The organism is Sphingomonas floccifaciens, assembly GCF_042681125.1.
GTDB lineage: Bacteria > Pseudomonadota > Alphaproteobacteria > Sphingomonadales > Sphingomonadaceae > Sphingomonas > Sphingomonas floccifaciens.
This window is the reverse complement of record NZ_JBHUFC010000002.1, coordinates 684,799-706,842: the sequence shown is the minus strand read 5'-3', so window position 1 is coordinate 706,842 and position 22,044 is coordinate 684,799. Positions and strand designations below refer to the sequence as shown.

15 protein-coding genes and 1 tRNA gene are annotated in these 22,044 nt (G+C 67.9%); 10 read left to right on the top strand and 6 right to left on the bottom strand.

Annotated elements, in window-relative coordinates; genetic code table 11:
• Nucleotides 1-46: 46 nt before the first annotated feature.
• The 3 genes from ACFSC3_RS06135 to ACFSC3_RS06125 are packed head-to-tail and all read left to right on the top strand — an operon-like array spanning nt 47 to nt 5,990.
• On the top strand, nt 47-1,261 hold the full coding sequence (locus ACFSC3_RS06135; protein ID WP_380939508.1) for an efflux RND transporter periplasmic adaptor subunit: 1,215 nt from the start codon (nt 47-49) through the stop codon (nt 1,259-1,261).
• Nucleotides 1,258-4,470 (top strand): multidrug efflux RND transporter permease subunit, encoded by a 3,213-nt coding sequence (locus ACFSC3_RS06130; RefSeq protein ID WP_380939507.1) that lies wholly within the window; start codon nt 1,258-1,260, stop codon nt 4,468-4,470. The genes ACFSC3_RS06135 and ACFSC3_RS06130 overlap by 4 nt, the downstream gene beginning before the upstream one ends.
• The gene (locus ACFSC3_RS06125) at nt 4,470-5,990 is read left to right on the top strand and encodes an efflux transporter outer membrane subunit (RefSeq protein WP_380939506.1); all 1,521 of its coding nucleotides are present in this window, start codon (nt 4,470-4,472) and stop codon (nt 5,988-5,990) included. The genes ACFSC3_RS06130 and ACFSC3_RS06125 overlap by 1 nt, the downstream gene beginning before the upstream one ends.
• 18 nt (nt 5,991-6,008) lie before the next feature.
• Here ACFSC3_RS06125 and ACFSC3_RS06120 read toward each other — a convergent pair whose 3' ends face one another.
• Nucleotides 6,009-6,224 (bottom strand): hypothetical protein, encoded by a 216-nt coding sequence (locus ACFSC3_RS06120; protein WP_380939505.1) that lies wholly within the window; start codon nt 6,222-6,224, stop codon nt 6,009-6,011.
• 113 nt (nt 6,225-6,337) lie between these two features.
• On the opposite strand from ACFSC3_RS06120, the gene ACFSC3_RS06115 reads away from it, so the two are divergent.
• The 5 genes from ACFSC3_RS06115 (at nt 6,338) to ACFSC3_RS06095 (ending at nt 10,605) form a co-directional block, all read left to right on the top strand.
• A complete protein-coding gene (locus ACFSC3_RS06115; RefSeq protein WP_380939504.1) occupies nt 6,338-6,880 on the top strand; it encodes a (2Fe-2S)-binding protein in 543 nt (180 codons plus the stop codon).
• A gap of 115 nt (nt 6,881-6,995) precedes the next feature.
• Entirely contained in the window at nt 6,996-7,946 is a 951-nt protein-coding gene (locus ACFSC3_RS06110) for an RcnB family protein (protein ID WP_380939503.1), read from the top strand.
• A 67-nt stretch (nt 7,947-8,013) separates the two neighbouring features.
• Nucleotides 8,014-8,691: a prolyl hydroxylase family protein gene (locus tag ACFSC3_RS06105; protein ID WP_380939502.1), complete on the top strand. Its 678-nt coding sequence runs from the start codon at nt 8,014-8,016 to the stop codon at nt 8,689-8,691.
• Nucleotides 8,692-8,704: 13 nt separating this feature from the next.
• Complete coding sequence (recJ, locus tag ACFSC3_RS06100) at nt 8,705-10,459, top strand: single-stranded-DNA-specific exonuclease RecJ (protein WP_380939501.1); 1,755 nt, start codon at nt 8,705-8,707, stop codon at nt 10,457-10,459.
• Nucleotides 10,460-10,530: 71 nt separating this feature from the next.
• Nucleotides 10,531-10,605, top strand: a tRNA-Glu gene (locus tag ACFSC3_RS06095).
• 25 nt (nt 10,606-10,630) lie between these two features.
• Here ACFSC3_RS06095 and ACFSC3_RS06090 read toward each other — a convergent pair.
• The 3 genes from ACFSC3_RS06090 to ACFSC3_RS06080 form a co-directional block, all read right to left on the bottom strand.
• Nucleotides 10,631-12,688 (bottom strand): TonB-dependent receptor, encoded by a 2,058-nt coding sequence (locus ACFSC3_RS06090; protein ID WP_380939500.1) that lies wholly within the window; start codon nt 12,686-12,688, stop codon nt 10,631-10,633.
• A gap of 67 nt (nt 12,689-12,755) precedes the next feature.
• The gene (locus tag ACFSC3_RS06085; protein ID WP_380939499.1) at nt 12,756-14,336 is read right to left on the bottom strand and encodes an aldehyde dehydrogenase (NADP(+)); all 1,581 of its coding nucleotides are present in this window, start codon (nt 14,334-14,336) and stop codon (nt 12,756-12,758) included.
• A gap of 75 nt (nt 14,337-14,411) precedes the next feature.
• The gene (locus ACFSC3_RS06080; RefSeq protein ID WP_380939498.1) at nt 14,412-15,914 is read right to left on the bottom strand and encodes a UxaA family hydrolase; all 1,503 of its coding nucleotides are present in this window, start codon (nt 15,912-15,914) and stop codon (nt 14,412-14,414) included.
• Nucleotides 15,915-15,981: 67 nt separating this feature from the next.
• Between ACFSC3_RS06080 and uxaC the strand changes: the two genes are divergently transcribed.
• Both uxaC and ACFSC3_RS06070 read left to right on the top strand, forming a co-directional pair.
• A complete protein-coding gene (gene uxaC, locus ACFSC3_RS06075; protein WP_380939497.1) occupies nt 15,982-17,421 on the top strand; it encodes a glucuronate isomerase in 1,440 nt (479 codons plus the stop codon).
• Nucleotides 17,418-18,821: a mannitol dehydrogenase family protein gene (locus ACFSC3_RS06070; RefSeq protein WP_380939496.1), complete on the top strand. Its 1,404-nt coding sequence runs from the start codon at nt 17,418-17,420 to the stop codon at nt 18,819-18,821. The genes uxaC and ACFSC3_RS06070 overlap by 4 nt, the downstream gene beginning before the upstream one ends.
• Here the strand turns inward: ACFSC3_RS06070 and ACFSC3_RS06065 are convergent.
• A complete protein-coding gene (locus ACFSC3_RS06065; protein ID WP_380939495.1) occupies nt 18,815-19,849 on the bottom strand; it encodes a LacI family DNA-binding transcriptional regulator in 1,035 nt (344 codons plus the stop codon). The two genes, ACFSC3_RS06070 and ACFSC3_RS06065, sit on opposite strands and share 7 nt — an antisense overlap.
• A 32-nt stretch (nt 19,850-19,881) precedes the next feature.
• The gene (locus tag ACFSC3_RS06060; protein ID WP_380939675.1) at nt 19,882-21,972 is read right to left on the bottom strand and encodes a malate synthase G; all 2,091 of its coding nucleotides are present in this window, start codon (nt 21,970-21,972) and stop codon (nt 19,882-19,884) included.
• Nucleotides 21,973-22,044 lie beyond the last annotated feature (72 nt).

The following is a 22,044-nucleotide window of genomic DNA, read 5'->3' as shown; positions in this document are numbered from 1 at the left end:
GTGCCGCCCGCGCAACTAACTTCCCTGCTAACGGTTAGGATCGACCGTGCACACCAGTCCCTCCCGCGTTCTCGCCGCAGCCCTTTTGCTCACCCTCAGCGCTTGCGGCGGCGGAGGTGACAAACAGGAGTCGTCCAAAGGCGGCGCGACCAAAGGCGGTCGCGGCGGACCGGCGCAGGTCGGCTATGTCGTCGCGCGCACGACCGCCGTGCCGCTGCCGACCGAACTGGCCGCACGCACCGCAGCATTCGAAACCTCGGAGGTCCGGCCGCAAGTGACCGGACTGGTCCGTTCACGCCTGTTCGCCGAGGGCGCACTCGTCCGCGCCGGCCAGACGCTCTACCAGATCGACCCACGGCTCTATCAAGCGTCCGCCAATCAGGCGCGTGCCAACGTCGCCGCCGCCGCCGCGACCGCGGAAGCCGCTCGCGTCCGCGCCGACCGCTATCGCCCGCTCGCGGAGATGGAGGCGGTCAGCAAGCAGGACTATACCGACGCCATCGCCACCCAGCGACAGGCAGCGGCACAGGTCGCGCAGAACCAGGCCGCGCTGGAGACGGCGCGCGTCAACCTCGCCTTCACCCGCGTCCCCGCCCCGATCACCGGTCGCATCGGCCGCAGCCTGTCGACGGTCGGCGCGCTCGTGATTAACAACCAGACCGAGCCGATGGCGGTGATCCAGCGGCTCGACCCGATGTTCGTCGACATCCAGCAGTCCGCGGCCGAATTGCTCCGCCTGCGCCGATCGCTCGCCCAGGGTCAGGTCATGCCGGCGACCGCGCAGGTCCGGCTGAAGCTGGAGGACGGCAGCGACTATGGCTACACCGGCACAGTCCAGTTCACCGAAGTGACGGTCGATCAGGCCACGGGCACCGTCACCTTGCGTGCCCGCTTCCCCAATCCCGACGGGCTCCTCCTGCCCGGCATGTTCGTCCGCGCGCAATTCAATCAGGCGATCGAGCCCAACGCCGTGCTCGTGCCCCAGCAGGCGGTTTCGCGCGATGCGAAGGGCGCGGCGACGATCTTCGTTGTTGGCGACGGCAACAAGGCGGTGCAGCGCCAGGTCGTCGCCACGCGCACGCAAGGTGCCTATTGGGTCGTCACGCGCGGGATCAACGCCGGGGAAAAGATCATCACGCAGGGTCTCGGCAAGCTGAAACCGGGTCAGGACATCCGCCCGGTCCCGGCGGGGTCGGTCCAGCGCGCGCGACCGCCGAGCGGCGATGCGCAAAAGGGTGACAGCGCGAAGAAATCCTCATGATCTCGCGGATCTTCATCGATCGCCCGATCTTCGCCTGGGTGATCTCGATCATCATCATGCTCGCCGGTGTCGGCGCGCTGATGACGCTGCCGATCGAACAATATCCCGACGTCGCCCCGCCGCAGGTCAATGTCCGCGCGACCTTCCCCGGCGCGTCGGCCGAGACGCTGGAAAACAGCGTGACGCAGGTGCTGGAACAGCAGCTGACCGGCATCGACGGGCTGCTCTATTTCACCTCGTCCTCCTCGTCGCGCGGGTCGGTCACGATCTCCGCCACGTTCGAAAAGGGCACAGATCCGGACATCGCGCAGGTCCAGGTCCAGAACAGCATCCAGCAGGCGATCAGCCGCCTGCCGCAACAGGTGCAGGAACAGGGCGTCCGCGTCACCAAGTCGAATCCCGACTTTCTGATGATCGTGTCGGTCTATGACGCGACCGACAAGATGACGAACGCCGACGTGTCGGACTATCTCGTCTCGAACCTTCAGGATTCGCTCGGCCGCATCAACGGAGTCGGCGAGACGAACGTGTTCGGATCGCAATATGCGATGCGGATCTGGCTCGACCCTGCCCGCCTCGCCGCGGTCCAATTGATGCCGAGCGACGTCATTACCGCGATTCAGAACCAGAATACCGAAGTGGCAGCTGGCGAGGTCGGCGGCGTGCCCAACGCCGAATCGCAGATGCTGAACGCGACCGTCACCGCCCAGTCGCGGCTTCAGACGCCGGAGCAATTCGCCAAGATCATCCTGAAGACGCAACCGAGCGGAGCGGCCGTACAGCTGGCCGATGTCGCACGGATCGAGCTGGGGCAGGAAAGCTATGCGTCCATCAGCAAGACCAATCGCCACCCCGGTGCCGGCATCGCGGTCAACCTGGCCCCCGGCGGCGACGCGCTCGGCACTGCGGAGGCCGTCCGCGCCTTCATGACGCAGGCCGCCCGCAACTTCCCGCCGGGCCTGCAATATGCCTATCCCAATGATTCGACGGCGTTCATCAAGCTTTCGATCGAGGAAGTGGTGAAGACGCTGATTGAGGCGGTGATCCTCGTCGTCATCGTCATGTTCGTCTTTCTCCAGAGCTGGCGCGCGACGCTCATCCCGACGATCGCGGTCCCGGTCGTGCTGCTCGGCACCTTCGCGGTGTTCGCGGTCGCTGGCTTCTCGATCAACACGCTGACATTGTTCGGCCTCGTCCTCGCAATCGGCCTGCTGGTCGATGACGCGATCGTCGTCGTCGAGAATGTCGAGCGGTTGATGGAAGAAAATCCCGGCATGTCGCCGCGCGAGGCGACGATCGAATCGATGAACGAGATCACCGTGGCGCTGATCGCCATCGCGCTCGTCCTGTCGGCGGTGTTCCTGCCCATGGCGTTCTTCGGCGGATCGACCGGCGTGATCTATCGCCAGTTTTCGATCACCATCGTCTCGGCGATGGTCCTTTCGGTCGTCGTCGCCCTGGTCCTCAGCCCGGCGCTGACGGCGAACCTGCTGAAGCAAAAGGGCGAAGGCGACGGTCGCGACGGCTGGGCGGAACGCCGCTTCCCCCGCGTCGCCGGCTTCGTCCGTCGCGCGGGCGACGGGTTCAACCGCTTCTTCGACCGCACCTCCGACCGCTACGTCACGGTGTCGCGCACCGTCATCGATCGGAAGTGGTTGTTCCTCCTGATCTATGCCGCGATCGTCGCTGTCCTGGTCGTGCTCTTCTTCCGTCTGCCGACCAGCTTCCTGCCGACCGAGGACCAGGGCCGCGTCCAGATCCAGTTCCGACTTCCCGCCGGAGCGACGCAGGCGCGGACGGTGCAGGTACAGAACCAGATCATCGACTATTTCCTCGGGCCGGAGGGCAAGAATGTCGACGTCATGCTCACCAGTGCAGGCGGTGGCGGCGGCGGTGCGTCGGGACAGAACACCGGCCAGGGCTTCCTCAACCTGAAGGACTGGTCCGAACGCAAGGGTATCGAGAACGGCGCCGACGCCATCGCCGACCGCGCCAGCGCGGCGTTCAAGGGGCTGCGCGACGCCGAAGTCTTCGCCCTCGTCCCCGGCTCGATCCGCGGCCTCGGCCAGACCGGCGGCTTCACCATGGAATTGCAGAACAGCAGCGGTTTGAGCCGCGAGCAATTCGTCGCCGCGCGCGAAAAGCTGCTTGCCGCCGCGACCGCCGATCCCGAACTCCGTGCCGTCCGCCTGACCGATCTGCCGGATATTCAGACGCTAAAGATCGACATCGATCAGACCAAACTGTCGGCGCTTGGCCTCACGCAGGCCAACGTCAACACCACTCTGTCGACGGCATGGGGTGGCCGCTACGTCAACGACTTCATCGACCGTGGCCGCGTGAAGCGCGTCTATGTCCAGGGCGACGCACAATATCGCGCCGCGCCGGAGGACATCTCCAAATGGTTCGTCCGCGGCAGCGACGGACAGATGGTGCCGTTCAGCGCCTTCGCGACGATCGGCTGGTCGACCGCACCGACGACCCTGTCGCGCTTCTCCGGCGTACCCGCCTTCGAATTCTCCGGTCAGGCGGCCCCCGGCGTCAGTTCCGGCGAGGCGATGAACCGGATGATGGAACTGGCATCGCAGATCCCGGGGACCTCGGTCGCCTGGGCAGGTCTATCCTATCAGGAGCGGCTGTCGGCGGGTCAGGCGCCGATCCTCTACGGCCTGTCGCTGCTGGTCGTCTTCCTGTGCCTCGCCGCACTCTACGAAAGTTGGTCGATCCCGGCCGCGGTGCTGCTCATCATTCCGCTGGGACTTGTCGGCGCGGTGTTCGCGGTGACCCTGCGCGGGCTGGAGAATGACGTGTATCTCCAGATCGGGCTGCTCACGACGATGGGCTTGGCCGCGAAGAACGCCATCCTGATGATCGAATTCGCCGAACAGGCCGAAAAGAAGGGTGCCCGCGTGATCGACGCGGCTTTGGAGGCGGCGAAGCTGCGGCTGCGGCCGATTCTGATGACCAGCCTCGCCTTCATCTTCGGCGTGCTGCCGCTCGCCCTGTCGACCGGCGCCGGCGCGAACAGCCGCATCGCGATCGGCACCGCCGTCATCGGCGGAATGCTGACCGCGACGATCCTCGCGATCTTCTACATCCCGCTGTTCTTCGTCCTCGTCCGCCGCGGCGTTCGCGACGGGCTGGCCAAGCTGCGCGGAAAGCCGACCGGCTATCAGGGCAATCCCAAGCCCGCGGAGGGAGACGCCTGATGCGCCGCGCGATCACCCTGCTCGTCGCCACCGCTCTCGCCGGTTGCTCGATGACGCCGACCTATGAGCGGCCCGCCGCCCCGGTGCCGCCATCCTGGCCGGTCGGCGACGCCTATCTGCGCCAGAGCGAGGCGGCGCTGCCCGCCGTGACCTATCGCGATATCTTCCGCGACCCGCGGCTACAGCGGCTGATCGAAACCGCGCTCGTCAACAACCGCGACCTGCGCATCGCCGCCGCCAACATCGCGATCGCGCGCGCGCAATTCCGTATCCAGCGGGCCGAACGCTTTCCGACCGTCGGCGCTTCACTGGGGGCAAGCGTTCGCCGTGGGTCGTCCGCGAACGGCGTCGGCACGGGAACCAATCCCGGCACCGGGACAGGCACAGGCGCCACCACCGGCTCCGGCGGCGGCGTGAACGACAGCTATTCGGCGAGCGTTGGCGTCACTTCGTTCGAAATTGATCTGTTCGGCCGCCTCGCCGCGCTCAGTCGGGCGGCGCTGGAGGATTATTTCGCGACGGAGGCTGCCGCCCGCGCCACCCGCCTCGCTCTCGTCGGTGATATCGCCGACGCCTGGACGACCTACGCCGCCGACCGCAGCCTGCTCCAGATCGCCGAGCGTACCGCGCGCAGTGCCGAGACCAGCGTCCGCCTGACCCGCGCCCGCTTGCAGGGCGGCATTGCCCCGCGCACCGACCTGCGACAGGCCGAACTCGTCTTAGCGCAAGCCAATTCCGACCTCGCCGAACAGCGCAGCGCGCTGGCGCAGGATGCCAATCTGTTGCGATTGCTGATCGGGACGGACGTCGATTCGACGCTGTTGCCGGAGTCGATCGAGGCGGTTTTGCCGACGCTCGCCGAACTGCCCGCCGGGCTCGATTCGAGCGTCCTGCTGCGTCGCCCCGATGTCGTGCAGTCCGAATATGACCTGCGCGCGGCCAACGCCCGGATCGGCGCCGCGCGCGCCGCGCTGTTCCCGAGGATCAGCCTGACCGGGCTGCTGGGTCTGGCGAGCGGCGCGCTCGGCGGGCTGTTCAGCGGGGACGCGTTCACCTGGAGTGCGAGCGGCGGGGTCGATTACGACATCTTCGCCGGCGGCGCCCGTCGCGCCGGGGTCGACCAGGCCCGCGCCACCTTCGACCGAGCGCTCGCGACCTATGAACGAACGATCCAGACGGCCTTTCGCGAGGTCAGCGATGCCCTGGCCCGTCGCGGAACGATCGACGATCAGGTCCGTGCACAGACTGCACTGCTCGCCGCATCGCGCGATAATTACACCCTGTCGGACGCCCGCTACCGTGGCGGCATCGATACCTTCCTTCAAAGTCTCGATGCGCAACGCTCGCTCTACTCGGCCGAACGCTCGCTCGTCGGGACGCGTCTCGCGCAGGCCCAGAACCTGACGGAACTCTACCGCACGATCGGCGGCGACGCCTTGCTCGAGACGACGCCCCAGGGACCGAGGCCGCTGTCACCGGAATCTACCGCCACGCCGCCAAAAACCGGTCAGCGCCGCTGATCAAACCGGCGAGGACACTCAGTCCTCATCCTCGACCCGTTCTTCGTCGTCCTCGCCGAGCAGCGCGGGGTCATCCTCGTCGACGATATCCAGATCCTCGATCGCGATCGCGATGTCGTCGATCTGCTCCAGCGTGGCGCTATACTCGGTCGTCTCGCCGTCTTCGTCCTCGATCTGAAGGACATAGCCATCGGCTTCCTGGGTAATCGAGAACTGGCTGAGTGCCTTGGGCATGGTCGGACTCCTTCGCGTGGGTGTTGTTCACCGATTTGCGTCGTCAAACACCGGATGCCGCGACGCGTTCCGCCTTTTGTTCATGCTTTCGAGCGGATAGGACGGTGGTTGCGATGACCCGTTTCACCGTCAACAACCAACCTGTCCAATATGCGCTGGACCCGACGACGCCGCTGTTGTTCGCGCTGCGCGACGCGTCGAACCTGACGGGCACGAAATATGGCTGCGGCAGCGGGGACTGCGGCGCCTGCACTGTCGACATCGACGGCCGCGCGGTGCGGTCGTGCACCGTGCAGATCGGCACGCTGGAGGGCAGCTTCGTCACCACGATCGAGGGGCTGTCGCGCGACCGCAACCATCCGCTGCAACAGGCTTTCCTCGCCGCCAACCTCGTCCAATGCGGCTATTGCATCCCCGGCGTCGTCATGACTGCGCAGGCGATGCTGCGGACCAACCGCAACCCGAGCGAGGATGACGTCCGCCGCAGCCTGACCAACCTGTGCCGCTGCGGCATCTACCCGCGACTCGTCGACGCCGTGCTTCAGGCCGCGGCCGTCGCGCGTGGCGACGAGACGCTGGAAGCGACCCCGCCGCCGAATATCGACCCCACGGAGGCTGCGAAAGAGGTGCCCGCCCTCTCGCCAACGCGGCGGTAGGGGATCGAATCCTGACTAATTGCTTTCAACGCAATTCAGCCACGGCTCACCCCGAGGCGTTTATTCCGGCATCATCGACGATGGGCCGGGGGACCGGCGAGTGGAGAGTTGGTCCATGAAGAAGTTCATTTTGTCCGCGCTGGTCGCGGCAACCGCGCTCTCGCCGGTCCTGGCGAGCGCGCAGGAATGGCAGGGACGCCGCGGCGGTCCCGGCCGTGGCGACGGTGCACCCCAGGCGGATCGCCCTGCCCCGCCGCCGCGTCCGGAACGCAGCATGGACTCGTTCCAGCGTCCTGACCGCCCCGAGCGCGGACAGGCCGGCGGTTTCGACCGCGAGGCGTTCCGTGCCCAGCGTGAAGCGGCCCGCCAGCAGGCACAGGCGAACGGCCAGACTGGCGTTCGCGACGCCTTGCGCGCTCAGCGTGAAGCGGCGCGTGCTCAGGCACAGGCGCAGGGTCAGGTCCAGGCACCCGGCCAGAACCGTGACTGGAACCGCGACCGCGAGGCTTTCCGTCAGGATCGCCGCGACGACCGACAGGACTTTCGTCAGGAACGCCGTGAGGATCGCCGCGACCTCGCCAACGGCCGCGTGACGCAGGACCAGTTCCGGCGCGACCGCCAGGACGATCGCCGCGACTTCCGCGACGAACGCCGGGACGACCGTCGTGATTTCGCGCGCGATCAACGCCGCGGTGACTGGAACCGGGGCAATGGCTGGAACCAGGGCAATCACGACTGGAACCGTGGCGGCCAGCGCTGGAGTCGCGACTGGCGCAACGACCGCCGCTACGACTGGCAGGGCTGGCGCGGCAACAATCGCCAGGCGTATCGCCTGCCCCGCTACTTCGCGCCGCGCGGCTATAACTATGGCTATCAGCGCTTCGGCATCGGTGTGACGCTCGGGTCGATCCTGTTCTCGCAGAACTACTGGATCAACGATCCGTGGGATTATCGCCTGCCGCCGGCCTATGGCCCGTATCGCTGGGTTCGCTATTACAATGACGCGATCCTGGTCGACATCGATACCGGTGAAGTGGTCGACGTGATCTACGACATTTTCTGGTAAGGCTCTGGGGCCGGCCGGCGACGGTCGGCCCCTTGCTTTTGGGGCGCTCCAGCGCAATCTGCGCGGCATGGCCCGTCCCGTCGACAATCCCGATCTGCCCTCCCGCGCCCGCGCCGCCTTCAGCCAGTCGGTCGCCGAACGCCTCGCCGCCAACCCGGCGGTCGCGCAGGCCAAGGTGCCGAGCGCGCAGGTCTTCTACCATCTCGATTTCCTGACCGATGCGGAGTGCGAGGCGCTGATCAAGCTGATCGATCGCCATCGTCGCCCGTCGACCCTGTTGTCCGACGCGCCCGACCCCGAATATCGTACAAGCGAGAGTTGCGACATGGATCGCTTCTCACCGATGGTGCAGCCGATCGACGAACGCATCGCCGACCTGCTCGGGATCGCCCCTCCGCACGGCGAGACGATGCAGGGTCAGCGTTATGCGCCCGGCCAGCAATTCCGCGCCCACCACGACTATTTCCGCGGCGACCAGCCCTATTGGCCGCGCATGACGCAGGAGGGCGGCCAGCGCACCTGGACCGCGATGCTGTATCTGAACGAGGTCGAGGAAGGCGGCGCGACCTGGTTCCCGCAGGCCGGCATCAAGATCCCGCCCCGCCCCCGCATGTTGCTCGCCTGGAACAACATGAAACCTGATGGCAGCCCCAACCCGATGACACTGCATGAGGGGACCGCGGTGACCAAGGGCACCAAATATGTCGTCACGAAGTGGTTCCGCGAACAGCCATGGTATCTCTGATCGCGCGCCGCCCGTGAATGCGGTTCTCAATATCGAACGCTCGGTACTCGGCCAGCCATGGCGCTGGCGGGGGCTGGCCGGCGATGTCGGCGGCGGCTTCGTGCCCGATGATCTCGTCACGCAGCTCCTGCTGTCGCGCGGCTGTCCGCGGGAAGCGCTGGAGGCGCACCGGACGCCCAGCATCCGCGGCTTCATGCCTGATCCATCGATCTTCCGCGACATGGACCGCGCCGCCGAGCGCCTGGCCGACGCGGTTCAGGCGGGCGAGACGGTCGCGGTGTTCGGCGACTATGACGTCGATGGCGCGACCTCGGCCGCGCTCGTCATCCGCCTGCTCCGCGACCTCGGTCTGTCGCCGACCGCCTATATCCCCGACCGCCTGATCGAAGGCTATGGCCCGACCGGCGTCGCGCTGCGGCGTCTTGGCGCAGAGGGCGCGACGCTGATCGTCACCGTCGATTGCGGGGCGCAGGCGTTCGAGGCTTTGCAGGACGCACGGGATGCGGGCATCGATGTCGTCGTCGTCGACCATCACAAATGCGCCTCTGCCCTGCCCGTCGCGCACGCGCTGGTGAACCCCAACCGCCTCGACGAAGGCGAAGGCGCGGCACACGGGCATCTCGCGGCCGTCGGCGTCGCCTTCCTGCTCGGCGCCGCACTCATCCGCACCCTGCGCGCCCGCGGCGCCTTCGCGAACCGCGCCGAACCCAAGCTGCTCGACCTTCTCGACCTCGTCGCGCTCGGCACCGTCGCCGACGTCGCGCAACTGAAAGGCCTCAACCGCGCCTTTGTCGCGCAGGGGCTGAAGGTGATGGCCAATCGCCGCAACCCCGGCATCGCCGCGCTCATCACCGCATCGCGCCTGACCCGGGCACCGACCGCGACCGATCTCGGCTTCGCGCTAGGACCCCGAATCAACGCCGGCGGCCGTGTCGGCAAATCCGATCTCGGCGTGCGCCTGCTCACGACCGAAGATCCGGACGAAGCGCGGACCATCGCGGAGGAACTCGATCGCCTGAACGAAGACCGGCGCGCGATCGAACTCGGCGTCCAGACCGACGCCGATGCGATGCTCGGCGCCGATCGCCAAGTCGCCGTCGTCGCCGGCCAAGGCTGGCATCCCGGCGTGATCGGCATCGTCGCGGGGCGCCTTAAAGAACGCCTGGGCCGCCCTGCCATCGTCATCGCGGTCGACGAACATGGCGTCGGCAAGGGTTCGGGCCGTTCGATCCCCGGCGTCGACCTCGGCGCGGCGGTAATGGCGGCGAAGGAACACGGCCTGCTCGCTGCCGGCGGCGGACATGCGATGGCTGCCGGCCTGACGATCGAGGCCGACCGGGTCGCCGCCTTTGCCGATTTCCTTGAGGAGCGCCTGGCCGAAGCCGTCACGCGGGCCTCCGAGAACCGCGCCCTGTTGCTCGACGCCGTCCTCGCACCGGCGGGCGTCTGTCCCGATCTGGTGACCGCGCTGGAGGTCGGCGGCCCGTACGGCATGGGCTGGCCCAGCCCCCGCATCGCCGCTGGCCCGGTGCGGATCGTGAAGGCCAGTGTCGTCGGCAACGGCCATGTCCGCACGATCGTCGCCGGCGACGACGGCCGCAGCCTGAAGGCCATGGCGTTCCGCGCTGCCGAAACCCCGCTCGGAGCCGCGCTGCTCGGCGCCCCGCCCCATCGGCGCCTGTGGCTGGCCGGACGCGCCAAGATCGACGACTGGTCCAGCCGCCCGGCGGCCGAACTCCACATCGACGACGCCGCCTGGGCCGACTGATACGAAATCCCAAGAAAGACAGTTGACCCCGCCCCAAGCTTTCCCTAACCGAGCCCAGCCCACGGCGACGTGGCCCCTTCGTCTAGCGGTTAGGACGCGGCCCTTTCACGGCTGAAACACGGGTTCGATTCCCGTAGGGGTCACCAAATCTCGCCTCGAGCGCGATTCCCTCTACCCCCGCAAGCGCATGCCCAGCCACATCGTCCGCGGCGTGGCGCGTTCGATCACGCCGGTTGCGCCGATCGCCGCTTCCACGCGGGTGTCGGTCACGTTTTCAGCGCGGGCTTCGATCGACAGGCTGGCGGTCAGTGGAACAGCGACATAGCCGTCGAGAGTCGTCGCCGGTGCCAGCGTGCGCTGGTTCTGGTCGTCTTCGAACTGAGCCGATACGTGCCTCAGCGTCACCGAGGTCGATAGGCCGTTGCGGCGCCAGCCGAGAGTTGTCGACAGGCTGTCGCGTGGTGTCTGGGCGGGACGGAGCCGGTCGAGCGCGGCGGCCGGGCCGGTTGCCGCCACGCGGGTGTCGACGTGGCTCCAGGACGCGAGGGCGAACAGCGCCCTGCCCTGCCAGCTTGCGTCAAGTTCGAAGCCTGTCGCGTCGATCGCCGACAGGTTCTGACGGATGCGATAGGTGCCGCCGGCAGCGACGAAGCCGACTCCCGGGAACGTGCCCGGCCCCCGCCCGGCGGTCACGTTGGCGATCGTGTCGCTCAGCCGATTGCGGAACACCGTCGCGGCGATCGAGACACCACGCGTCGGAGCGATCGTCACGCCCGCATCGATGCCGGTCAGCCGTTCGGGATCGAGTGCAGCGTTGGCCGCGGTGGCGTCCGCGCTGACGCGGAAGGGACGATAGAGCTCGTTCAACGTCGGCAGCCGCCAGCCGCGATAGGCCGAAGTCCTGAGTGTCACGGCCTCCGCGATTGTCCAGGCCGCGCCGACCCGGCCGGTCCATTCCCGGCCGGAGCGGTCCGGGAAGCCGGGGTCCGTCAACGGCGCGCCGCCCGCGAGCAACGCTTCGCTGAGCCGACCGTCGACGATCCGCCATTCGTCGACCCGGCCGCCTGCCGTTACCGTCACCGGTCCGAAGACGGCACTCGCGTCCACAAATGCGCCCAGCGTCCGGGTCCTCCCGCCTGCGACCCTGCGACGGGTTGGGACAGCAGCGACGAAGCTGTAGAGTTCCTGCGTACGCCCGGTGACCGAGCGCAGGTCGCCGCCCAGGCGAAGGTCGATCCCCTCCCCCACCGGCGGTGCGAGTTCCAGCCGCGCGCCGATACCGGTCGCCGGCGTGTTGTACTGGTCGAGGGTCAGCGTCGCCGACCGGCGCGCCGCGTCGATGGCGGCGAATTGCGACGCGAACCTGCGGGTCTGGAGATAGGCGAGCAGCGACGCCCCCCAGCGGCCGCGGCTCACCAGACGAAGGCTGGCATCCGCACCCTCGCTCGTGTTGCGGGTGAAAGCCGTGCCCCGGTCGCGTCGATCGGTGAAGGTGGAAAGGTTGACCTGAAGTTCTTGTGCACCGCCGAGCGAGAGGACGCCGCGGGCGGCGACCGATGCCTGTCGATACGGCGCCGCGCGGTCGACCGGCCCGCGGCTGTCCGCGATGATCGGTATGAACCCGTAGCCTGAGGCATAGGCAGCCGCCAGTGTCGCGAAGCTCTCGCCACGCGAGAGCTGCGCCGATCCCGACATCTCGGTCGACGCACGACTGCCGCGGGCGACGCGCGCGCGGATCGGTGGGCCGTCTGCGGGGCCGGTACTTTCCAGCTCGACGGTGCCGGCCAGCGCGCCAGGACCGAAATAGCCGCTGCCGCCGCCACGGGTCACGCGGATCGCACCGACCCCGTCGGTGGCATAGGCGGGAAAGGCGACCCATCCACCGAAGGGGTCGGCCTGCGGCACGCCGTCGAGGATCAGCAGCGCCCGGCTGGATGCGTTGCCGCCGAGCCCGCGCAACGTGATACCCTGACTGGTCGGGTTGGCTGATCGCGAGTCCGACCGGCGGAACTGTAGGAGCCCGGCGACGTCGGCCAGCACGCCCTCAAGCCGATTGCTCGCCGATTGGGCGATCCGATCGCGGTCGATCGTCACCACGTCGAACGCCGCGTCACCGGGTCGTGGCGGCAGGCCGCGACCGACGACGACGACCTCGCCTGCGGTCTGTGCAAGCGCCGAACTGGCGGCAAAACTCAGCGAGAGAGCGGCGATCGTCAGGGTGCGCGGCACAGCCGTCCTTCAGGCAAGTGGCAGGCGGGAACGCCCGACGCGTATCGGATGATCCCGCCGGCCGAAATTAGTGCGGCGACGCTTCGCGCATACCATCCATCCGGCGCGCGACGCCCCACGGATTCGCATCCGCAAGTGCCGGCGGGAGCAGATCGGCGGCGAGGTTCTGGAAACAGACCGGGCGCTGGAACCGCTCGATGGCGGCGGTGCCGACCGACGTCGTGCGTCCGTCGCTCGTCGCCGGGAACGGGCCGCCATGGACCATTGCCGGTGCGACTTCGACACCGGTCGGCCAGCCATTGACGAGCACGCGACCGGCCCGACGCGCCGCGACCGGAACAACACGCGCCGCCGCATCGCGATCGGCCGCGTCCATCATGAGCGTAATCGTCAGTTGGCCCTCGACCGAACCAAGCACACGCAGGATTTCATCGAGGTCGCGGCAACGGATGACGATCGACGACGAGCCGAAGACCTCGTGACCGAGCGCGGCGTCTGCGATGAAAGCCTCCGCCGTCGCCTCGAACAGTGCGCCCACCGCCTGGTTCACGCCGTCCCCGACACAGCCGCGTGCGACGGTACGGACCGCATTGTGACCGGCCAGCGCCGCGACGCCGCCTTCGTAGCTGGCATGGATGCCGGGCGTCAGCATGGTGACCGGCTGGCTCTTTATCAAAGTGGCACCGGCTGCTGCGACGAAGGCGTCGAGCTCCGGCCCGTCGATCGCCAACAACAGCCCGGGATTGGTACAGAACTGTCCCGCGCCCATCGTCAGCGACTGGACGAACCCTTCCGCCAGCCCCGACCCGCGTGCGGCCAGCGCGGCGGGGAACAGGATGACGGGGTTGATGCTCGACATCTCGGCATAGACCGGGATCGGCTCGGGCCGCGCGTTGGCGATCTGGACTAGCGCGAGGCCGCCGCCACGCGAGCCCGTGAAGCCGACCGCACGGATATTGGGATCGGCGACGATTGCGCTGCCGAGCGCGTTGGTTTCACCCGGCAGATAGGAGAAGACGCCCGCATGCAGGCCGCATTTGGCGACTGCCGCAGTGATTGCGCGGGCGACGAGTTCGCCGGTGCCGGGATGCGCCGGGTGCCCCTTCACGACGACCGGACAACCGGCGGCCAGCGCCGAGGCGGTGTCGCCGCCCGCGACGGAGAAGGCGAGCGGGAAGTTCGACGCGCCGAACACCGCAACAGGCCCGAGCGGCATGTTGACGCGGCGCAGGTCGGGACGCGGCAGCGGTGCGCGGTCGGGCATCGCCGGATCGATCGTCGCATCGAGATGATCGCCGCGGCGGACGACATCGGCGAACAGCTTGAGCTGACCGACGGTGCGCCCCCGCTCGCCCTCCAGTCGCGCACGCGGCAGGCCAGATTCCTGTATCGCGCGTTCGATCAGCGGATCGCCGATCGCCAGGATTTCCGCCGCGATCGTCTCCAGAAACGCGGCGCGATCGGTCGGCGCGAGCGCGGCATAGGATGGGAAGGCGGCTTCGGCGAGCGCACAAGCTTCCGCCGCGTCCGAGGGCGTGGCCGAGGAGAAATCGCCCTCGATCGTCTGACCGGTGCTGGGGTCGACCGCCTGGAACCGGTCGGTCGCCTGACGCGCCTCCCCACCGATCAGGATGCTTCCGTCAATCACGCCCATTCTCCGGTTCTCATGCAATGCCGGGGCCTTAGCGACCGCGGCGACAGGCTGTCCAGCAATTGGTCTGAGTTAAAGTGTCACGCCACGCTTCCAGATCCCGATCGCGCGTTCGTCGTTCCGCTCGTTGCGCGTGGGCGTGCCGCTGGCGATCTCGATGATCTGGTCGAGCAGGGCATCCGCACCGCGCTCCATCCCTTCGTCCAGCACGATACTGGCGTCGAAGTCGATCCAGTTCGCCTTTTGCTTTGCGAGGGGCCCGTTGGAAGCGATCTTGACCGTCGGAACCGGGCTGCCGAGCGGCGTGCCACGGCCGGTGGAAAACAGCGTGATCGTGGCCCCCGCCGCCGCCAGCGCGGTCGTCGACACCGCATCGTTACCCGGCGCCTCCAGGATCGTCAGCCCGGTCTGCGTCGCGCGGCCACCATAATCGATCACGTCGCCGACCGTTGCCAGCCCGCCCTTCTGCACCGCACCGAGCGACTTTTCCTCCAATGTGGTGATGCCGCCAGCGATGTTGCCAGGGCTCGGGTTCTCCGACACCGGCTCACCGTGGTCGAGGAAGTAGCGCTTGAAGCGGTTGACGACGGTGGTCAGGCGATCGAACACCTCTTCGCTTTCCGCGCGCTGGAGCAGCAACCCTTCGGCACCGAACATCTCGGGGATTTCGGTCAGGATCGCTGTGCCGCCGGCCCGGGTCACCGCATCGGCCATCCGCCCGATCAGCGGGTTGGCGGTCAAGCCGCTCATGGCGTCCGATCCGCCGCATTTCACGCCGAGCCGCAGCGCGGAGAGCGGCACGTCGCTGCGTACGTCCGCCGCCATCACATCGAGTAGTCGGTCGATCGCGGCGACGCCAGCGGCGAACTCGTCGACCTCCGCCTGCGCGCGCACCGCGACGAGGCGGTCGCGCCGGTCGGCCGGTATGCGGGCCAGCATATCGTCGAGCTGGTTGGACTCGCAGCCGAGCCCCAACACGAGCACACCGCCGGCGTTGGGATTCTGCGCCAGCGCCGCGAGGATCGCCGCGGTCCCCTCCAGATCCGCACCCAGCTGCGAGCAGCCGAACGGATGGTTGAAGGCGTGGACGCCATCGATCCGCCCTTCTGCCTTCGCCGCTGCAGCATTCGCCAGCCGCTCGCCGAGCCGTCCGACGCAGCCGACGGTCGGCAGGATCCACAGCTCGTTCCGTGTGCCGACCGTGCCGTCGGCGCGGACATAGCCGCGGAAGGTCCGCGCGGCATGTTTGTCGCTCAACCGCCGCTCGGCAGGCGCTGTGAAGCGATAGTCGAGTTCGCCCGACAGCGCGGTGCGGACATTGTGGCTGTGGACATGCTCGCCCGCCCCAATGTCGCGGGAGGCGAGGCCGATCGGCGCGCGGTAGCGATGGACCGGGGCGCCGCTCGCGATGGAGTGCAGCGCGAACTTGTGCCCGGCGGGGATGTCATCGCGCAGCACGATTTCGACGCCATCGACCGTCACACACGCACCCGCACCGATCGGGGCCAGCGCCACCGCAACATCGTCTTCCGCCGCCACGCGCACCACACGCTGGCCATCCATCACTTCGCTCATGCCACGCAAATACGTCGTTGCCACCGATGGCACAAGCCATTATCCGGCGGCGATCAAGGAGAGACACGTGCGCCCGCTGACCCTGAATCCCGACCGCCTGCTGCCCGCCGATCCGACGACCCGCGCCATCGCACGCGAGCTGTACGCGACGGTCGCCGACCTGCCGATCATCAGCCCGCACGGCCATACCGACCCCGCCTGGTTCGCCGGCGACGCGCCATGGTCCAACGCGACCGAACTGCTGCTGGCGCCCGATCACTATCTCTACCGGATGCTGTATTCGCAGGGCGTGTCGCTCGATGCGCTGTGCGTGCCCGACAAGCGCGGGGTCCCGGCGACTGATCCGCGCGCCGCGTGGCGGACCTTTGCCGAGAATTATCACCTGTTCCGGGGCACGCCGTCGCGGATGTGGCTCGACCACGCCTTCTCGACGGTCTTCGCGCTTGACGTCGCGCTGGAGGCGGCAAGCGCCGATCTTTACTTCGACCGTATCGGCGAGGCGCTGGCGACCCCGGCCTTCCGCCCGCGCGCCTTGTTCGAACGGTTCGGAATCGAACTGCTGGCGACGACCGAGGGCGCCGATGACCCGCTGGAGCATCACGCCGCCATTCGCCGCTCGGGCTGGCAGGGCCGCGTCGTCACCACCTATCGCCCGGACTCGGTGATCGACGCCGAGCATGAGGCGTTCCGCCCTGCCCTCGCCCGCTTCGCCGAGCTGACCGGCGAGGACGTCGAAAGCTGGTCGGGCTATCTCACTGCGCATCGCAAGCGCCGGGCCGACTTCCGCGCCGCCGGCGCCACCGCGACCGATCATGGCTTTGCGACGGCTCAGACCGCCAATCTGTCGGCGGCGGAGAGCGAGGCGCTGTTCGGTCGGATCATCGCGGGCACGGCCGACGGTGCCGATGCGGAGCTGTTCCGCGCCCAGATGCTCACCGAAATGGCGAAGATGAGCGTCGAGGACGGGATGACGATGCAGATCCACCCCGGATCCTATCGCAATCACAACGCCGGCCTGTTCGCCAGCTACGGCCGCGACAAGGGTGCCGATATCCCGTCGCGCACCGATTATGTCCGCGCGCTCAAGCCCATGCTCGACGTGGTCGGGACAGAACGCGACCTGACGATCATTCTCTTCACGCTGGACGAAAGCACTTACGCCCGCGAACTGGCACCACTTGCCGGGCATTATCCGTGCCTGAAGCTGGGGCCGGCATGGTGGTTCCACGACAGTCCGGAGGGGATGCGCCGCTTCCGCGAGATGACGACGGAGACGGCCGGTTTCTACAACACGGTCGGGTTCAACGACGACACCCGCGCCTTTCTGTCGATCCCGGCGCGCCACGACGTCGCCAGGCGGATCGACTGCGGCTGGCTCGCCCGGCTGGTCGCCGAACACCGGCTGGAGGATTGGGAGGCAGCGGAGCTGGCCTATGAATTGACCAACGGGCTGGTCCGCAAAGCCTATGGGCTGGAAACGCCGGTAGCCAAGAAGGCCGCGGCATGACCCGGCTGTCGAACGCCACGCTGGCGCAGGTTCGTGCCGGCGTCGCCACGCCGGGCTATGACCGTTCGGCGGTGAAGTCGGGTGTCGTCCATCTTGGCCCTGGCGCTTTTCACCGCGCGCATCAGGCGGCGGCCTTTGATACGCTGCTGGCGGACGACCCGCGCTGGGGGATCACCGGGATCAGCCTCAATTCGACCTCGGTCGCCGATGCGCTGAACCCGCAGGACGGGCTCTACACGCTGGCCTTGCTCGACGAGCAGATATCGTATCGCGTCATCGGCTCGATCGGACGTGTTCTGACCACGCAGGACAGCGATGCCGTACTTGCCGCACTGGCAGGCGAAGACACGCGGATCATCAGCCTGACGGTGACCGAAAAGGGCTATTGCTTGGCCGGCGACGGGACGCTCGATACCGGGCACGCGGGCATAGCGAAGGATTTGGAGGGCGGCACGCCGACGACCGCCATCGGCTGGATCGCCGCCGGACTTGCGGAGCGGCGGCGTAAAGGCCTGCCCGGCGTCACCGTGCTGTCATGCGATAACCTCGCCAGCAACGGCCGCAAGCTGGGTGCGGCGGTCAGGGCCTTTGCGGCGGCCCGCGACGGCGACCTTGCCCGCTGGATCGAGGACGAGGTCCGTTTTCCGAACGCGATGGTCGATTCGATCACGCCGGCGACCGACGATGCTCTCCGCGCCCGCGTGGCCGAGGCGATCGGGCTGGAGGACGCCTGGCCGATCCAGCGCGAAGGATTTACCCAATGGGTGATCGAGGACGACTTCGCCGGCGAGCGTCCCGAGCTCGATCGGGCGGGCGTGACCTTCACCAACGACGTTCACGGCTATGAGGCGGCGAAGCTGCGCCTTCTCAATGGCCCGCATTCGACCCTCGCCTATGTCGGCCTCGGCCTGGGACATGGCAGCGTCGCCGACGCGATGCGCGATCCCAAGCTCGCCGCCTTCGCCGAAAGCCTGATGCGCCAGGACATCGCATCGTCGCTGAACCCGCCCGCGGGGCTCGACGTCGACGCCTATATCTCCGCGATCCTGAAGCGCTTCGCCAATCCGGCGATCGAGCACAGGCTGTCGCAGATCGCGTGGGACGGCTCGCAGAAGCTGCCCTACCGCATCATCGACACGACCCGCGAGGCGCTGGCGGCGGGGCGGCCGATCGAGCGGCTGACAGTGCCGATCGCGGCATGGCTGCGCTTCGTCGAGCGGGCCGCAGCAGCGGGCGAGCGGATCACCGATCCGATGTCCGACCGGCTGTTGGCGGCTGGAGGCGACTGGCGCGCGATCTTGGGCATGCGCGAAGTGTTCGGGGATCTGTCCGGTGATCCTCGCTTCGTGACGGCGGTAGAAAGCGCGCATCAGCGACTTTCCGATCCGAACGGCTATTGAACGCCGATCGGCGCCGGACCCGACGATTCCCCTTCGATCAGCGTCAGCTGCGCGGTCAGCGGGGTTGCGTCGTCCCCGCCCTCGATGATGTCGAGCAGGCGGGTCGTCGCCGACCGCGCCATGTCGGCGAGCGGGCGGTGGACCGAGGTCAGCGCCGGCGTCAGCATCCGCGCAAGCATGCTGCCGTCGAAACCGACTACCGACACGTCGCGCGGCACCGCGATCCCCCGCGCCGCCGCCGCCTTCAGCACGCCCGCCGCCATGATGTCGTTGACCGCGAAGATCGCCGTGGGTCGCGGCTCGATGCCGAGTAACGCATCTCCGGCCGCGACGCCGGCATCGAAGCCATAGTCGCCCGGCGCTTCGACGACCGCCATTCCCTCAGCCGCATTCAGGAAGCCGGACCGCCGCTCTTGCGCCGATTGCGCGTCGAGCGGGCCGTTGACCAGACCGACGCGAGCGTGACCCAGTCCGCGCAGATAGCGCGCGACATCCGCCGCCGCGCCGCGTTCGTCGCTCACCAGCATGTCAGAGAAACCCGCGATCCCGACCGCCGCCAGCGCGACCGCCGGAACACCGGCTGCCGCGAGTTCGTCCGCGAGTCCCACGATCCCCGACACCGGCGCCATCACAACCAGCCCGTCGATCCGAGACCGCCCGACGAAATCGAGGATATCGGCGACCGCATCGGTCTCTTCTGCGGGCGCGGGATGGACGACAAGCTCATAGCCTCGCTCTGCCGCCGCCTCGACGACGCCGCGTTGCAGCGTGTCGAGAACCAGCGCATTGCGGTCATTGTGCAGCAGCGCGATCAGATAAGACCGCCCCGTCGCCAGCCCCCGCGCCCGTGCGCTGCGTCGGAACCCCAATGTCGCGATCGTCGCCTCGACCCGCTCGCGCGTCTCCGCATTCACCTTTGGCGAGCGATTGAGCACGCGCGAAACGGTGCGGATCGACACGCCGGCCGATGCCGCCACATCGCGGATGGTGGAGCCCGATTGGGGCCGGCTGACGGGACGGGTCGACATTACCGCCCGTGCTACCGCCCCCCGCCCCCCGGTCAAGCCGCCGCCTTCGCCTCGGCGCGATAGCGGTGGAGCAGCGGCTCGGTATAGCCGTTCGGTTGGGTGAGCCCCTCGAACACCAGCGCCTTCGCCGCGCGCATCGCGACGCCATCGCCGTCAGCAAGCGGGCGATAGGCCGGATCGGCCGCGTTCTGCGCATCGACCTTCACCGCCATCCGCGTAAAGGCCGCATCGACTTGATCGCGGGTGACGACCCCATGGAGCAGCCAGTTGGCGATATGCTGCGACGAGATGCGCAGCGTCGCGCGATCCTCCATCAGGCCGACATCGTGAATGTCGGGCACCTTGGAACAGCCGACGCCTTGGTCGACCCAGCGGACGACATAGCCGAGCAAACCTTGAACATTATTGTCGAGTTCGGCGGCGACCTCCTCGGTGCTCCAGTTCCGCCCCGCGGCGAGCGGGATCGTCAGCAGCCTGTCGAGCGATGCGATGGGCTCCGCCGCACGAACACGCTGGCGCTCGGCGACGTCGATGATGTGATAGTGCGTCGCATGCAGTGTCGCCGCGGTCGGGCTCGGCACCCAGGCGGTCGTCGCGCCGCTCACCGGATGCGCGACCTTCTGTGCGAGCATATCCGCCATACGATCGGGTGCCGCCCACATGCCCTTGCCGATCTGCCCCCTGCCCGACAGACCGCAGGCGAGGCCGATCTGGACATTGCGATCCTCATAGGCGGCGATCCAGTCCGCCCCCTTCATGTCGCCCTTTCGCAGCATCGCGCCCGCCAGCATCGATGTGTGGAGTTCATCGCCGGTGCGGTCGAGGAAGCCGGTGTTGATGAAGACGATGCGGTGGCGCACGGCGTGGATGCATGCGGCCAGATTGGCGGACGTGCGCCGTTCCTCGTCCATGACGCCGATCTTGATCGTGTGACGCGGCAGGTCCAGCACATCCTCGACCGCGTCGAACAGCCGGTCGGTGAAGGCCGCTTCGTCGGGTCCGTGCATCTTCGGCTTGACGATATAGATCGCGCCGACCCGACTGTTTGCCTTCGCGCCGCGGATGTCGTGCAGCGCGATCAGGCTGGTGACGATCGCATCAAGGATACCCTCCGGCGCCTCGCTGCGATCCGCCAGCAGGACGGCGGGGGTGGTCATTAGATGACCGACGTTGCGCACGAACATCAGGCTGCGCCCCGACAGCGTGATCGGGCTGCCATCCGGCGCGATATAGCTGCGGTCGGCCGCCAACCGACGCGTCGCCTGGCGCCCACCCTTATCGAACGTCGCGGTCAGGTCGCCGCGCATCAGGCCGAGCCAGTTGCGATAGGCGGCGACCTTGTCCTCCGCATCGACCGCTGCGACCGAGTCTTCCAGATCGGCGATCGCGCTGAGCGCCGACTCGAGCACGATGTCGGCCAGCCCGGCCGGATCGGTGCGTCCGATCGGATGATCGCGGTCGATGACGAGCTCGATATGCAGCCCATTATGGCGCAGCAGCAGCGCATCGCCCGATCGGCCGACGAGCTGCGCCGGGGCGGCCAGCTCCGGCATGCCCCCGCCCCAATCGACCCAGCTGCCCGCCGCGAGCGGCGCGGCGCGGTCGAGGAAGGCCTTTGCCCAGGCGATGACCTTCGCCCCCCGCTCGACATCATAGCCGCCGGCTGCCGGCGCGGTATCGATCGCGTCGGTGCCGTAGAGCGCGTCGTACAGGCTGCCCCAGCGCGCATTGGCGGCGTTCAGCAGGAAGCGTGCGTTCAGGATCGGAACGACCAGTTGCGGCCCGGCCAGCGTCGCGACTTCCGCATCGACCGCGCCGGGGGAGACGGTAAACGGCGCAGGTTCGTCGACCAGATAGCCGATCTCGCGCAGGAAAGCTTGGTACTTCCCCGCATCGATCGGCGCGCCCGATCGCGCGCGGTGCCAATCGTCGATCGCTGCCTGCATCGCATCGCGCGTCGCCAGCAGCGCGCGGTTGTCGTGTGCGAAACGCGCAAAGATGTCCGACAGTCCGGTCCAGAAGCGATCGGGCGCAATTCCGGTCCCCGGCAAAGCCTCCGCTTCCAGAAACGTCGCAAGCGGCTCCGCGATCTTCAGTCCAGCACAGTCGCGATACCGTTCCATCATCGTCCCTCCGTCCCCGGAAAGATAGACGGGTGATATTCCAGACGGTAGAGACGAAGATGTTCACAGAGT

Coding starts and splice junctions, on each gene's coding strand:
- ACFSC3_RS06060 (WP_380939675.1), bottom strand. CDS start 21,972: ATGGAACGGTATCGCGACTGTGCTGGACTGAAGATCGCGGAGCCGCTT.
- ACFSC3_RS06130 (WP_380939507.1), top strand. CDS start 1,258: ATGATCTCGCGGATCTTCATCGATCGCCCGATCTTCGCCTGGGTGATC.
- ACFSC3_RS06070 (WP_380939496.1), top strand. CDS start 17,418: ATGACCCGGCTGTCGAACGCCACGCTGGCGCAGGTTCGTGCCGGCGTC.
- ACFSC3_RS06120 (WP_380939505.1), bottom strand. CDS start 6,224: ATGCCCAAGGCACTCAGCCAGTTCTCGATTACCCAGGAAGCCGATGGC.
- ACFSC3_RS06110 (WP_380939503.1), top strand. CDS start 6,996: ATGAAGAAGTTCATTTTGTCCGCGCTGGTCGCGGCAACCGCGCTCTCG.
- ACFSC3_RS06115 (WP_380939504.1), top strand. CDS start 6,338: ATGACCCGTTTCACCGTCAACAACCAACCTGTCCAATATGCGCTGGAC.
- ACFSC3_RS06105 (WP_380939502.1), top strand. CDS start 8,014: ATGGCCCGTCCCGTCGACAATCCCGATCTGCCCTCCCGCGCCCGCGCC.
- ACFSC3_RS06065 (WP_380939495.1), bottom strand. CDS start 19,849: ATGTCGACCCGTCCCGTCAGCCGGCCCCAATCGGGCTCCACCATCCGC.
- ACFSC3_RS06125 (WP_380939506.1), top strand. CDS start 4,470: ATGCGCCGCGCGATCACCCTGCTCGTCGCCACCGCTCTCGCCGGTTGC.
- ACFSC3_RS06080 (WP_380939498.1), bottom strand. CDS start 15,914: ATGAGCGAAGTGATGGATGGCCAGCGTGTGGTGCGCGTGGCGGCGGAA.